Here is a 13,392-nt window from a genome sequence, read left to right on the forward strand (position 1 = left end):
TTTAAAACAATCTCCCTTTTTATAAGGATGCTTCTCTTAAAAATCAGCCGTTTATGCAAACTTTACATATCTATTTCAAAACGATAACCAATAAATATCTGTTAGTTTTGTAATTCTAATTTTATGCAAATCGAAAATGAGTGTAGTACCCTATAAAGATAAGGACAGCAGCAAGCGGGAACAGGTAGCGGAAATGTTTGATAACATTTCTCCAAAATATGATTTATTGAATCATGTTTTGAGCGGAGGCGTCGATATTTACTGGCGCAAGCGAGCAGTTAAATTATTAAAAAAGCAGCAGCCAAAAGTGATCCTCGATATCGCAACCGGTACGGGTGATTTTGCTATTGAAGCTCTTTCACTAAAACCTGAAAAAATAATTGGAGTTGATATTTCCGAAGGAATGCTGGCTGTTGGGCGTGAGAAAATTGTCAAACTTGGAAAGCAGGATATTATAACTTTACAAAGCGGTGACTCGGAAAGTTTAGCCTTCACAGACAATTATTTTGACGCTGTTATCGTTTCGTTTGGAGTACGGAATTTTCAGAATTTGTTGGCCGGGCTTACTGAAATGAACCGCGTGATGAAGCCGGGAGGAACTTGTGTTGTCGTAGAATTCTCTAAGCCAAAATCTTTTCCGTTTAAACAATTTTATAACTTTTATTTCAAATATATATTACCAACGATAGGAAAGACCGTCTCAAAGGACAGTTCTGCCTACACTTACCTTCCTGAGTCCGTTCAAGCATTTCCGGATGGGGAGGCTTTTCTTGAAATTTATAAAAAAGCAGGTTTTAAAAATACTAAATGCATACCATTAACCTTCGGGATTTGCTCCATCTACACAGGACAAAAGTAATTATTGGAATCTTGTTTCTTTTTGTGGTCTCACAGGAAGCCAAAGCACAGGGACAAGGATATGTTCGGCGACATCTGGAATATTACGACGATAAACCGATTCACTACGGGATTTTATTTGCAGTTCCTTTTACGAGATATAATTTCCGGCATAGTGAGCCCAGCGGCTCTCCAACAGCAAGCGACTCGGCTTATCTGATTCAGTCGCCGATGAAAGGGGCGTTCCGTATGGGTTTTACGATTAATGCGTATTTAAATGAGCGGTTTGATATCCGGACCACACCGTCCGTTTCGCTATACGAAAGAGAATTGAAATACAGCTATCCAAATAGTCCTGATAAAATAAATAAAAGGGAATCGACCTGGCTTGAAATTCCCTTGCTTGTGAAATATAAATCCAAGAGAAGGGTTAATACCAGAATGTATATGATTGCCGGCGTGACGATGGGAATTGAAACCAATGTGAAACGAAGCAGAGGCGGTGGAACTAGTAATGGAAGGATTGATACCCAAACTTCCGATTTTACACTGGACTATGGAGTTGGTTACGAACGGTTTTTCGAGTTTTTCAAATTTGCACCTGAATTACGCTTTTCTCACGGATTGAAAAATGTTTTTCAAGGGTCATCCAATACAGGTATAAGCAGATTGACATCACATACAGTGACATTATACCTGAATTTTGAATAATATAATTTCTGATTATCAGTTGTTTAGAAATTATTATTGAAATTTTTTAAGCGATAATTTGGATAAAGAAAATCAGTCGTGCATATTTGCACTCCCGAATGACGACAAGAGGGGCTCTTAGCTCAGTTGGTTCAGAGCACCTGCCTTACAAGCAGGGGGTCGCTGGTTCGAATCCAGCAGGGCCCACAAAAAAAGTGAGTTAGTAATAACTCGCTTTTTTTAATCTTTTTCTGAAAGTAGAAAAAGTATTGTTATTTGAAAATCCCGAGAGGGCTCTTAGCTCAGTTGGTTCAGAGCACCTGCCTTACAAGCAGGGGGTCGCTGGTTCGAATCCAGCAGGGCCCACAAAAAAGCGAGTTAGCAATAACTCGCTTTTTTTGCTTTAGACGCATTTTCGTTTTCAAATTAAAGATCAAGTACAAATTGATCAGCCAAAGTTGTAGTCATCTCAATGTCTGGCAATTCTTCGTGCGGAATGGTATAGTATTTTCCGGACAGTGTCAGTTTTCCATTTGTTTTTTTGATCGCTATTTTAAGGAATCCATGTTTGTTGTCAGCATAACTTTCCAGATTAACCCCTTCAAATAATTTTGAATCAGTAAAAAAGCGCGGATCACTAAGTTGTGCGACTGGATGCAATTCATCATACCCGCCGGCGCCGGCGACGATAAAGGGAACCACTTTTCCATTTTTATATTTTTTAGCGAACCGCTGATAATTGTGGACATGACCGCTGAAAACAATATCAGGCAAAACACCAGTTTCTTCAAAAGCTTCTTCCAGAAATTCGATCATCGGAATGCTGGAACCATGATTAATATCTGCTGAATAAGGTGCGTGATGCAAAGCCACGATCAATGCTTTTTCCGATTGTTCCAGGGCAGCGGCTTTTAACTCTTCCTTGAACCATCTTCTTTGATCCGGTGTAACCACACCAAATTTTGGAACATTGCTATGCAGTCCGATAATATTGGCCAAAGGTGTTTTTAGTGTCCAGTAAATATTCGGTTGAATCATACTTTTCCGCTCCACACCGCGTCCGAAGGTAATAGGTCTGCGTTCCGTATCACAAAAAACGGCTTTGAATGCGTCCAGACTTTTATATGGTTTCACAGCGTTGGGATTTACATCACTATCGTGATTTCCGGCAATGGCGAAAATCGGGCCCGGATATTTTTGATAAGGCTCAAAAAATTGGGTGGAGTATTTGTCAGCTTCGCCAAAAGTATAAACAACGTCTCCTAAATGATACAAAAACTGAGGTTTTTCGTCTTCATCGCTTTCATATTGCTTAGCCATTGCCGCCGCTACAAAATGTTGAAAAGCCGGATTTCCAATGCTTCCGGTATCTCCGAACATGTGAAAAACCGTTGTGTCTTCATTGACTTCGGGTGAAATTTGCTGCAATGATAAATGATATGGATACTGGCCGGTCGGTGCAGGCAAAGGCTGAAATTTATAGGTATCGTCCGGTTGGTCTTTTTTGATAACTGGTACCGAGTATTTTGAAGGATTCGTAGGAGTCATGTTCACAAGTTATAACAAAAATTACTGCCGGGTTTTAAGATGTGATTAAGAAAATATGTTCTTTAAAACATTTTCTTACAAGCAGTGCCAAATTTCTTCAAAGATAACCTTTGAAACTGTAATCTGTTCAATAGATAAATTGCTGCTGCTTTCTCTATCTTGCACTTAGATTTACACACACACTTCCATGAAACAGATTGTCAAAGGCATAACTGCTTTGCGCAATGCTTTGCAGCTTCTTCAAAACATGGGTTTCCGCTATGTGGTATTCAAACTATGGTTTGAATTTCAGAGAACTACTGGTATATTAAAGATCCGCTTTCCCGTAAATCCGAAAGAGAAAACTTTTATTTCTTTAAAAGAATGGCAGAATCTGTCTGTCAAATTTTTTCTGCCGAAAGCCTCAGATATTAAAGAATTTCATCCCGATTTAAAAGTACTCGCGAGCCGGGTTAAAGCCTTTCAGCGTAATAAAATTTTATTTTTTTCTTCAAAATGTTATGTCGTTGAAGATTGGCTGACAAATCCTGAAAATGGATTTCAGTATGACATTTCTAAACACTGGGCGGAAATTCCTGATTTTTCAACCGATTCAGGAGATATCAAATATGTCTGGGAAAAATCGCGATTTACATTTTTGTACGACTTGATTAGGTATGATTATCATTTTGGAAAGGATCAGTCTAAAACTGTTTTTAAGGAAATAAATAACTGGATCGATTCAAATCCAGTCAATCAGGGCCCCAACTGGAAATGCGGACAGGAAATTACATTGAGAGTTTTGAACTGGACTTTTGCTTTACATTATTACAAAAAGTCATCTTCATTAAATGATCAGCTTTTTTCAAAAATCATCAACAGCGTTTATCAACAAATGCGGCGTGTGGCCGAAAATATTAACTTTTCCCGTATCGCTGTCCGAAATAATCATGCCCTGACGGAAACGCTGGGTTTGTATCTTATCGGGCTTCTATATCCATTTTTTTCAGAAAGTAAGATCTGGAAGAAAAATGGGAAGCAATGGTTTGAAGAGGAAATTACCTATCAGATATATGACGATGGAACGTTTCTTCAATTCTCAATGAATTATCATCGGGTCGTTGTTCAGCTGCTGACCTGGGGAATTCAACTGGCGCATCTAAATCATGAAATTTGGAATCCTGTTGTATATGACCGTGCCCGGAAATCTTTACATTTTCTCAAAACTTGCCAGGACAGTAAATCCGGACACTTACCCAACTATGGAAATAACGATGGAGCTTTATTCTTTCCTTTATCAGATTGCGATTTTCGGGATTTTCGGCCGCAGCTGTTGGCATTGGGAAACTTGCTTGGAGAAAAATTAAACTATGGAACAGGTCCCTGGCAGGAAGAAAGTGCATGGCTTGAAATTCCTGATCGTGTCGGCAAATCAGAAATTGAACCGAAGAATATTCAATATTACTCGTTTTCAAAAGGAGGTTATTATGTTCTAAAAGATCACGGGACCATTACTTTTCTCCGCTGTGGAAGTTACCAAAACCGCCCTTTTCAGTCAGATAATCTGCATCTTGACATTTGGACCGACGGAAAAAATATACTTCGGGACGCAGGTTCTTTTAGATACAGTACAGAAAAAAAATGGACAAACTATTTTTCCGGAACTGCCTCTCATAATACGGTTATGCTAGGGGATTTTGACCAAATGAGAAAAGGCGACCGATTTATCTGGTATGATTGGATCCGGAAAAGCGATGGATTTTGGAAAGTTGAAGAGGATAAAACAGTTTTTGAGGGCTGGTTTATTGGTTTTAAAGAATTGGGTGAAAAGATTATTCACAGGCGCAAGGTTTCCAAATCATTCAGTTCTGCGCATTGGACTGTGGAAGACTGGATTGAGAATGCACCAGAGCATCTTGTAATGTCTCAAATCTGGCATCCGTCAGATGATTTTTTTGAAACTTTCGATATTGCAGCAAATCTTAAAAACGGTGAGAAAATAAAATTAACAAAAACGAAGGGATGGCATGCCAATAGTTATGGAGAAAAAAAGTCTGCGTATCGGATCGTTTTCAACACTACCGAAAGATATATAAAAACAGAAATTGGTGTAAAAATTAAAACTGAAAGCCAAAATGCGTATTCTTTTGATACATCAGTTTTTCCTGGAAGATCATGAGGGAGGCGGATCGCGTTGGAATGAAATAGGCAGGATCTGGAAAGAGAATGACCACGATGTGACTGTGCTCGCAGGAATGACGCATTATATGGGAATCGCTAAAAATCGTCATAACAGGAAATTCTTCCATATATCTGAAAATTGTAACGGAGTTCAGGTAATTCGCTGTTTCGCCGGTGGTAATTTCAAAAGTATAGCGGGGCGAATAATCTCTTTCTTTTCATTTGCACTAACCGCAATTTTAGGTGGTTTGTTTTATGCAAAAGAGAATTACGATGTCATTATTGTTTCTTCACCTCCGCTGTTCGTTGGGATATCAGGCTTGTTTCTGAGCTTGTGGAAAAATATTCCTTTCATTTTTGAAGTGAGAGATTTGTGGCCGGAATCTGCCATTGATCTTGGTATTCTAAAAAATAAAAATCTGATACGTCTGACGTTTTGGTTTGAATCTTATCTGTATAAAAAAGCAAAACTGATCAATGTTCTGACACCGGCTTTTGGGGAATCTTTGATTAAAAAGGGAGTTGATCCAAAAAAGATTATATATATCCCAAATGCAGCAGACTTTCCAAATGCTGAAAAAGCTCTCTCGACATTTGATCATGCACAGTTCCGACAACAACATCAATTGCAGGATAAGTTTATAATCACTTATGTCGGAGCACATGGTATTGCCAATCATTTGATTCAAATACTTGATACTGCTGACTTACTAACAGATACCAACGTCATCTTTCTGCTTATCGGAGACGGAGCGCAAAAACAGTATCTGATTAAAGAAGCGGAAAAACGTAATCTTAGGAATGTTCGGTTTATTGATTCGGTTTCAAAGTTCGAAGTCTTCAATTACATTCACGCATCGGATATGGGCACTTCGGTTTTAAAGAAAACGAATACCTTTAAAACAATTTATTCAAATAAAACCTTCGATTACTTTTCCTGTAAAAAGCCAGTGCTCATGGCAATCGATGGTATTTCAAGAAAATTAGTAGAAGAAGCCAATGCAGGTGTTTTTATAGAGCCAGAGAATCCGGCGGATTTCGCCCGAAAGATTCGTTTTTATATTGATAATCCATTGCTTCTCACAGATCAAGGTGAAAATGGATATCGGTATGCTAAAAATCATTTTGATCGGGAAGTTCTGGCTATCCGGTATTTGAATTATATTCGGGACTTATGAAAATTCAGATACTAAAAATCTTCGGATAACTCAATATTGATGGAAAATTTTAGAAAGATCGCTATCCGCAAACGTATTGCGATGGTAGCGCATGACAATAGAAAGGTAGAGTTACTTGATTGGGCAAATTCAAATCGTGAGCTGCTCTCAAAAAATAGCTTATATGCTACCGGTACAACCGGGAAATTACTGGAAGCTTTGCTTAATCAACCTGTTGAACTTTTGTTAAGTGGCCCGTTGGGCGGTGATCAGCAGGTTGGCTCCATGATTGCAGAGGAGAAAATTGATCTTCTGATCTTTTTCTGGGATCCTATGTCAGCCCAGCCGCACGATCCCGATGTCAAAGCATTACTGAGATTATGCGTTGTCTGGAATATTCCAGTCGCGTCGAATCGGGCGACGGCTGATTTTATTTTTACTTCTCCTTTGATGCACGAGGATTACGTTGCTGTCCAGACAGATTACAGCAAATATTTGAATCGTGTTGTCTGAACTGAAATCAAGCTATTTCGGTTTTTTTAATGAATAAAAACACTTTTATGAATAACCTTGCGGATTTATTTAAGAACGAGACGGAGCGGAAAATTTATTCCTATCCGGATTATATGTTATTGATGGAACGGGTTGTGATGGAACAAAGAACAACCGGCATAAACCAGTCAGAAGAGCTTAATGACTATACGAAGTTAAATCTGCACAGAATGCAGCGGTTGAATAAAACGGTTGTACTCAGTGAAAGTCTAAAACTGGCCATTAACCAGATTCAGTTGCCTCAAACCTGGTATGTTTTGACGGAGGCCTGGTGTGGCGATGCCGCGCAGAATATTCCGGTACTTGCAGCCATTACCAAACTGAATCCATTGATTAACCTGCAATTGTTGCTAAGAGATGAAAATCCTGATCTGATGGATTTATATCTTACCAACGGAGGAAAATCAATTCCTAAACTGATTGCAGTTGATGGATCTTTTAACGAGATATTCCAGTGGGGTCCACGCCCTGCAGGTGCACAGCACATGATGGAAGAATATAAAATAAATCCGGTTAAGTCTTTCAAGGAATTCGCGGAGGATATTCACAAGTGGTATGCCGCGGATAAAACGGTGTCTGTTCAGAAAGAATTGTTGGTCATATTGGAAGGTGTTTTGATTGAGAAGTAAGTTTTTTGATAGTTTACTCTATCTTTGCAATAGGCTTATTTTCGGAGTTTCCGGATGTCGTTTTGAATTGAAAATTGAGACCTGCTACTATTGTCTACATACTTTAAAAATATATCAGAGGGAATCAGTACCACGTTGACGGGTATGAAACTGACGTTGCGACATTTATTTGCCGCAAAAAATCGTCGGGTTAACAATGATATCCGTACAGGCAATTTCTATGATATGCAGGATGGTCTGGTTACTATCCAATATCCGCTTGAAACAATTCCTATTCCCGATAATGGTCGCTATCGACTTCATAATGAGATAGATGACTGTATTGTTTGTGATAAATGTGTAAAAATCTGTCCTGTTGACTGTATTGACATCGAACCGATTAAAGCTATCGAAGAAATTGGGCGCGCGTCTGATGGTTCTCCAATTCGACTTTATGCTGCGAAGTTTGATATCGATATGGCAAAGTGCTGCTACTGTGGACTTTGTACAACGGTGTGTCCCACGGAATGCCTGACCATGACAAAAACTTTCGATTATAGCGAAGTTGATATTCGGGATATGGTCTATAATTTCGGAAACCTGACAGCTGATGAAGCGCAGGAAAAAAGAGATTTACTTGAACAATTCCAAAAAGAGAAAGAGGCATTAAAAGCGGTACAAAAATCAGGAGCTCCGTCGGAAGTTGCTGCAACAGCACCTACGGCCCGCCCGGCATTTAAGCCAACCATCAAGCCAAAACAGGAGGACGAAACGGCGAAGGAGCAACCTGCTGAAACGGAAACGGTCAGAACAAAACCTGTTTTCCAGTCGCGGAAACCAGCTCCGGTTGAAGCGAAAGTGGATAAGGAGGTAGCGGAGGATGAACCGGTTGTTGAAAAGCCAGCTGCCAAATTGCCGTTTAAACCTAGTATGAAACCAAAACCGCCGGTTTCAGAGAATATTGAATCGGCGAGTGAAGAAATAAAAGCCAAACCAGCGTTCCGTCCGACGATGAAACCGAAGGTTGAAACTTCTTCTGACGCAGAACCAACTGCCGAAACTTCGCAAGAACCAGCTCCAAAAACTGCGTTCAGACCAACTATGAAACCCAAACCGCCGGTTTCAGACAACACGGAGTCGGTGAGTCAAGAAATAAAAAATGAGGAAGTAAAAGCCAAGCCAGCGTTTCGTCCGACGATGAAACCGAAGGTTGAAACTTCTTCTGAAACAGAATTAACTGCCGATACTTCACAGGAACCAATTGCTCCAAAACCTGCGTTCAGACCAACTATGAAGCCAAAACCACCGGTTTCAGAAAATATTGAATCGACGAGTGAAGAAGTCAAAAATGAGGAAGTAAAGGCCAAACCAGCGTTTCGTCCGACGATGAAACCGAAGGTGGAAACTTCTTCTGAAACAGAACCGACTAACGAAACTTCGCAAGAACCAGCTCCGAAACCTGCGTTCAGACCAACTATGAAACCCAAACCGCCGGTTTCAGACAACACGGAATCGGTGAGTCAAGAAATAAAAAATGAGGAAGTAAAAGCCAAGCCAGCGTTTCGTCCGACGATGAAACCGAAACCGAAATCACCTGATCAGGAATAATTTACATGAATATGGAAATAGCAGCATTTTATGGATTTTCGGGACTAGCGATTATTTCAGCGCTTTTCATATTATTTTCCAGAAATCTTATTTATGCGGCATTTGCTCTGTTTGTAACTTTTCTGGGTGTCGCAGCACTATACGTATTGGCAGGGGCTGATTTTTTAGCGGTTACGCAAATTATGGTTTATGTAGGAGGGATTTTGGTACTGCTTATTTTTGGCATAATGCTTACGCAAAAGACGGACCGAGAGGCAGTCTCCTCAACGCCAAACCAGGTGATCGTTTTTGTGAAGCGTCAGTTTTGGGGATTTTTAGTGGGAGCAGGCTTATTTGTTTTTCTTTCTTATATTATTGCCACTGCAAACTTCAGAATGACCGGCGCAACAAATATGTCCCGATCGACTTTGAAGACGATAGGGGTGGAGCTTATGACGAGCCACTTGCTCCCTTTTGAAATTGCCGCAATACTTTTGCTAATGGCCTTGGTCGGTGCGGCATACCTAGCTTTAAATAGAAATCCTGCCTCTCATGATTAATATCCCGGTAGAACATTATCTGATCGTTGGAGCAGCCTTATTCTGTATCGGTTTGGCAATAGCCATAACGAAGCAGCATTTGATTGGTATATTGCTTGGTATTGAATTGATGCTGAATGCGGTGAACATCAATTTAATCGCGTTTAGCAGACATGATCCAGAAAAGATCGGCGGTCAACTTTTTGCTTTGTTTGTGATTGTAGTGGCAGCAGCAGAAGTAACGGTTGCGCTCGCCATTATCCTGAGAGTTTACGGACATTTCCGCACTGTGGATCCGGACAAGGTCAATGAATTAAAAAAATGAACACTCCAAATTTGAAACCAAATCTACAAGGTCTGCAAATATGAATTGGTTTTTTCTGCTTCTGGCGTTTCTGATTGGCATGGCAAACACGGTTCAGTCGGGCGTAAATGCCCAGCTGCGAGTCGCGCTTGGAAATCCGTTGATCGCTGCCATCACTTCATTCAGTTTTGGACTCTTTGTATTACTGGTTGCTTTCCCACTTTTCAACCAAAACCCGATCCCAAGCCTCGCTACATTTCGTGATGTAAGTATCTGGAAATATGCGGGTGGATTTTTAGGTGCATTTTATGTCGTCACCGTTATTTTTATCGTACGAGATATCGGTCCTGCCAATTTGATCTGTCTGGTTATTGCCGGACAAATGTTAGCCGCAATGGTCATTGACCACTACGGCTTTCAGGGTTTTGCTGTACATCCCATTAGTTTTGCCCGGATATGCGGTGCAATTCTCTTAATGGCAGGTGTTTATCTAATTCTGAAAAATTAAGGTATACGGTTGAAAACAAAAAGGTCCATAAATTCCCACTTATTATTTTCAAGTTTTCCCCTTCTGATCACGAGCTGATTCTGGCTGCGTCTTTCGTAAATGATCCGGACAGAAATGTCGTCCTTTTCAAACAAAGCTTCATTCTTTTTTGCTTCAATAAAATTGTAAGTATCCGAAACTTCTTTTTCTTCCAGCGAAATCATTCCTGGTTTGAAATGTTTAACGTGCGCAACTGGTCCTTTTTCAGTCTGCTCAAATGCAAATAGCTCATAAAGCGTCGCTTTTCCATCCTTTACCATGCGAATAAAACCAACAATATTGTCGCCTTCCGGTGCCGTCCAGGACGCTTCGATTGTTCCACCGTTGTAGTTGCCTTTCCAGCGGCCATCCAGAAAACTTAAATCTTTCAAACTCCCGGTGCTTGCAGTCTGGGCATTTGAGGAAGTGAAAATTAACGCCGCAAAAATGAAGGCAAGTGATAATGTTTTACAAAAAACGAACTCGTCGAATCGCATCATATGGATTTAGGTTTTAATAAAATGCCAAATTAGAAGTTATTTTCAATTTTACCGAATTACAGAAACAGGATCACTTGACAAGATCAGCACTTCTGACAAAAAAAACAGCCGTCCGATAACCAGACGACTGCATCAATATATAAGAAATTCATGTTAATTAATAAGCTCTTTCCAGCTTGCCTTCGTGAGAATTGGCAAATGCTCTGTTCACAACTTTGTTTCCGCCGGGTGTTGGATAATTTCCAGTGAAATACCAATCTCCGAGATGGTTAGGACAAGCTTTGTGCAGGTTATCAACCGTTTGGAAAATTACAGAAAGCTCAGCATTCAGATCTTTCGGGCGAATAATTTCAGCAATTGAATCCGAAATTTCATCATCTGTAAACGGATCGTAAAGGGCCTTCACATAATTGGTATGGAAAGAATTTTTAGTCGCTATCGAAGCCACAGCTTTTGTATAAACTTCTTCGATCAAGTCATCCATATTCCTGTCTTCCAACAATTTCAAAACAGCTCTGAAAGCCACAAAATCCTTCATTTTTGACATGTCAATACCATAACAGTCAGGGAAACGAATTTGCGGCGCAGATGAGACAACCACAATTTTCTTTGGCTGCAATCTGTCAAGCATCGTTAAAATGCTTTTCTCAAGTGTAGTACCACGAACGATCGAGTCATCGATAATTACAACAGTATCAACATTTTTCCGAACGACTTCAAAAGTAGTATCGTAAACACTGGATACCATATCGTCACGAAGCGCATCTGCGGTGATAAATGTCCTTGACTTTACATCTTTCGTCACCAGCTTTTCAATACGCGGACGGAAGGATAATACTTTTTCCAAATCAGCTTCAAAAAGAATTCCATCCATGATGGCCTGTTTTCTTTTCTTGGCCAGATATTCTTCCAAACCTTCGATCATTCCTAAAAAGGAAGTTTCGGCCGTGTTTGGTATATATGAGAAAATTGTGTTTTCTAAGTCGTAATTGATCTCTTTCAAGATCTGCGGAATCAATAATTTACCAAGTTGCTTACGCTCGTAGTAAATATCGGGATCTGTTCCCCGCGAGAAATAGATGCGTTCAAAACTGCATGAGCGTTTTTCCAAACGAGGTAAAATAGGGAACTCGTTATATTCTCCGTTTTTGTCAACAATAAGTGCCGAACCCGGAGTAATTTCCTGAATCTGAGAATATTCTACATTAAATGCGGCCTTGATCGCTTGTTTTTCTGACGCTACTACAACAACTTCATCATCAGCATAATAAAATGCAGGACGAATACCAGCTGGGTCACGAATAACAAATGAGGCTCCGTAACCTGTCAGTCCACACATTGCATATCCGCCATCAAAGTCACGGCAAGATCTATAAAGAAGTCTTTGCAGATCGATGTTTTCTTCAATTACATCTGATAGTGTAGGGTTTTCGTAAATTCCTTTGAAACGATCAAACACACGCTGATTTTCTTCATCCAGAAAATGTCCAATTTTTTCCATGACAGTCACGGTGTCCACTTTCTCTTTCGGATGTTGGCCTAACGATACTAATTTACCAAAAAGCTCATCAACATTGGTCATATTGAAGTTACCCGCCATCACCAGGTTGCGGCTTCTCCAGTTACTTTGACGAAGCATTGGATGGCAGTTTTCAACCTCGTTCGTGCCATGCGTTCCATAACGTAAATGGCCCAGCCAAACTTCGCCTGTGAATGCAAGATTTTCCTGTAACCATTTGGCGTCGTTAATACGCTCTTTATTATCTTTCAGTCCTTTACGAAACTTCTTATGAATCTTCGAAAATATATCAGTAAGAGGTTGAGGTTCTACCGATCTGTAACGGCTTATATAGCGTTTTCCCGGCGGAACATCAATTTTTATATTGGCTACACCGGCTCCATCTTGTCCCCGGTTGACCTGTTTTTCCATCATTACTGATAGCTTGTGCACGGCATATAGCGGCGTGTCGTACTTGTCAATGTAGTATTGAAATGGCTTTCGAAGACGGATGAGTGCAATCCCGCACTCATGCTTTATGGCGTCGCTCATAAGAAGAATAATGAGTTAGAAATATGTTCGTTTGCTGGCTGCAAATCTTATTCCTTTTAATAATTTGTTAACGAACGAAAAACGTTCTTAGTTCGTAAACCCGGAATAAAGGTACAAATCCTTTCCCTTAAAAAACTTCTAATCTGGCGCTTTTTTTCGTGCTGTTTTAAGCAAACTGAATTTGAAGTAAACCACTTATGCCCTGCCAGCCACATGGAACTGAGATTATCAAAAGTTTAACATTATTTTTTTATATTTTATTTCAAAAATAAGTCAGCAGACCAGCGGGAATAGTTTTTAAAATAATTTAATTATTTTTCAAGTAAATCATTTT

Annotated in this window: 13 protein-coding genes and 2 tRNA genes; 12 read left to right on the forward strand and 3 right to left on the reverse strand. The window is 39.9% G+C overall.

Translation table 11 applies throughout. The annotated features are described in order from the left end of the window. Nucleotides 1-136: 136 nt before the first annotated feature. The 4 genes from ubiE (at nucleotide 137) to L0657_RS18410 (ending at nucleotide 1,893) form a co-directional block, all read left to right on the forward strand. The gene (gene ubiE, locus L0657_RS18395; RefSeq protein WP_235152221.1) at nucleotides 137-859 is read left to right on the forward strand and encodes a bifunctional demethylmenaquinone methyltransferase/2-methoxy-6-polyprenyl-1,4-benzoquinol methylase UbiE; all 723 of its coding nucleotides are present in this window, start codon (nucleotides 137-139) and stop codon (nucleotides 857-859) included. After that, entirely contained in the window at nucleotides 808-1,548 is a 741-nt protein-coding gene (locus tag L0657_RS18400; RefSeq protein ID WP_235152222.1) for a porin family protein, read from the forward strand. The genes ubiE and L0657_RS18400 overlap by 52 nt, the downstream gene beginning before the upstream one ends. 111 nt (nucleotides 1,549-1,659) lie before the next feature. Beyond that, nucleotides 1,660-1,734, forward strand: a tRNA-Val gene (locus L0657_RS18405). An 84-nt stretch (nucleotides 1,735-1,818) separates the two neighbouring features. Continuing rightward, nucleotides 1,819-1,893, forward strand: a tRNA-Val gene (locus L0657_RS18410). 60 nt (nucleotides 1,894-1,953) lie between these two features. Here the strand turns inward: L0657_RS18410 and L0657_RS18415 are convergent. Continuing rightward, nucleotides 1,954-3,075, reverse strand: coding sequence for a metallophosphoesterase (locus L0657_RS18415; protein WP_235152223.1), 1,122 nt, complete (start codon nucleotides 3,073-3,075; stop codon nucleotides 1,954-1,956). Between the two features lie 187 nt (nucleotides 3,076-3,262). On the opposite strand from L0657_RS18415, the gene L0657_RS18420 reads away from it, so the two are divergent. The 8 genes from L0657_RS18420 to L0657_RS18455 all read left to right on the forward strand — a co-directional run bounded on the left by L0657_RS18420 (nucleotide 3,263) and on the right by L0657_RS18455 (nucleotide 10,490). Continuing rightward, on the forward strand, nucleotides 3,263-5,233 hold the full coding sequence (locus L0657_RS18420; RefSeq protein ID WP_235152224.1) for an alginate lyase family protein: 1,971 nt from the start codon (nucleotides 3,263-3,265) through the stop codon (nucleotides 5,231-5,233). Continuing rightward, a complete protein-coding gene (locus L0657_RS18425; RefSeq protein ID WP_235152225.1) occupies nucleotides 5,190-6,413 on the forward strand; it encodes a glycosyltransferase family 4 protein in 1,224 nt (407 codons plus the stop codon). The genes L0657_RS18420 and L0657_RS18425 overlap by 44 nt, the downstream gene beginning before the upstream one ends. A gap of 39 nt (nucleotides 6,414-6,452) precedes the next feature. Beyond that, nucleotides 6,453-6,905, forward strand: a complete 453-nt coding sequence (locus L0657_RS18430) for a methylglyoxal synthase (protein ID WP_235152226.1) — start codon at nucleotides 6,453-6,455, stop codon at nucleotides 6,903-6,905. A gap of 47 nt (nucleotides 6,906-6,952) precedes the next feature. Continuing rightward, a complete protein-coding gene (locus tag L0657_RS18435; RefSeq protein ID WP_235152227.1) occupies nucleotides 6,953-7,573 on the forward strand; it encodes a thioredoxin family protein in 621 nt (206 codons plus the stop codon). 144 nt (nucleotides 7,574-7,717) lie between these two features. Then, a complete protein-coding gene (locus tag L0657_RS18440; RefSeq protein ID WP_235152228.1) occupies nucleotides 7,718-9,160 on the forward strand; it encodes a 4Fe-4S dicluster domain-containing protein in 1,443 nt (480 codons plus the stop codon). A gap of 11 nt (nucleotides 9,161-9,171) precedes the next feature. After that, nucleotides 9,172-9,699: an NADH-quinone oxidoreductase subunit J gene (locus L0657_RS18445; RefSeq protein ID WP_235152229.1), complete on the forward strand. Its 528-nt coding sequence runs from the start codon at nucleotides 9,172-9,174 to the stop codon at nucleotides 9,697-9,699. Continuing rightward, nucleotides 9,692-10,003: an NADH-quinone oxidoreductase subunit NuoK gene (gene nuoK / locus L0657_RS18450; RefSeq protein ID WP_255717909.1), complete on the forward strand. Its 312-nt coding sequence runs from the start codon at nucleotides 9,692-9,694 to the stop codon at nucleotides 10,001-10,003. The genes L0657_RS18445 and nuoK overlap by 8 nt, the downstream gene beginning before the upstream one ends. Nucleotides 10,004-10,043: 40 nt before the next feature. After that, a complete protein-coding gene (locus L0657_RS18455) occupies nucleotides 10,044-10,490 on the forward strand; it encodes a DMT family transporter (protein WP_235152230.1) in 447 nt (148 codons plus the stop codon). Here the strand turns inward: L0657_RS18455 and L0657_RS18460 are convergent. Continuing rightward, nucleotides 10,487-11,008, reverse strand: coding sequence for a DUF6265 family protein (locus L0657_RS18460; RefSeq protein ID WP_235152231.1), 522 nt, complete (start codon nucleotides 11,006-11,008; stop codon nucleotides 10,487-10,489). The two genes, L0657_RS18455 and L0657_RS18460, sit on opposite strands and share 4 nt — an antisense overlap. 157 nt (nucleotides 11,009-11,165) lie before the next feature. Then, nucleotides 11,166-13,058, reverse strand: coding sequence for an amidophosphoribosyltransferase (locus tag L0657_RS18465; RefSeq protein WP_235152232.1), 1,893 nt, complete (start codon nucleotides 13,056-13,058; stop codon nucleotides 11,166-11,168). Nucleotides 13,059-13,392 lie beyond the last annotated feature (334 nt).

The organism is Dyadobacter sp. CY345, from assembly GCF_021502725.1.
Lineage (GTDB): Bacteria > Bacteroidota > Bacteroidia > Cytophagales > Spirosomataceae > Dyadobacter.

Coding starts and splice junctions, on each gene's coding strand:
- ubiE (WP_235152221.1), top strand. CDS start 137: ATGAGTGTAGTACCCTATAAAGATAAGGACAGCAGCAAGCGGGAACAG.
- L0657_RS18400 (WP_235152222.1), top strand. CDS start 808: ATGCATACCATTAACCTTCGGGATTTGCTCCATCTACACAGGACAAAA.
- L0657_RS18415 (WP_235152223.1), bottom strand. CDS start 3,075: ATGACTCCTACGAATCCTTCAAAATACTCGGTACCAGTTATCAAAAAA.
- L0657_RS18420 (WP_235152224.1), top strand. CDS start 3,263: ATGAAACAGATTGTCAAAGGCATAACTGCTTTGCGCAATGCTTTGCAG.
- L0657_RS18425 (WP_235152225.1), top strand. CDS start 5,190: ATGCGTATTCTTTTGATACATCAGTTTTTCCTGGAAGATCATGAGGGA.
- L0657_RS18430 (WP_235152226.1), top strand. CDS start 6,453: ATGGAAAATTTTAGAAAGATCGCTATCCGCAAACGTATTGCGATGGTA.
- L0657_RS18435 (WP_235152227.1), top strand. CDS start 6,953: ATGAATAACCTTGCGGATTTATTTAAGAACGAGACGGAGCGGAAAATT.
- L0657_RS18440 (WP_235152228.1), top strand. CDS start 7,718: ATGAAACTGACGTTGCGACATTTATTTGCCGCAAAAAATCGTCGGGTT.
- L0657_RS18445 (WP_235152229.1), top strand. CDS start 9,172: ATGGAAATAGCAGCATTTTATGGATTTTCGGGACTAGCGATTATTTCA.
- nuoK (WP_255717909.1), top strand. CDS start 9,692: ATGATTAATATCCCGGTAGAACATTATCTGATCGTTGGAGCAGCCTTA.
- L0657_RS18455 (WP_235152230.1), top strand. CDS start 10,044: ATGAATTGGTTTTTTCTGCTTCTGGCGTTTCTGATTGGCATGGCAAAC.
- L0657_RS18460 (WP_235152231.1), bottom strand. CDS start 11,008: ATGATGCGATTCGACGAGTTCGTTTTTTGTAAAACATTATCACTTGCC.
- L0657_RS18465 (WP_235152232.1), bottom strand. CDS start 13,058: ATGAGCGACGCCATAAAGCATGAGTGCGGGATTGCACTCATCCGTCTT.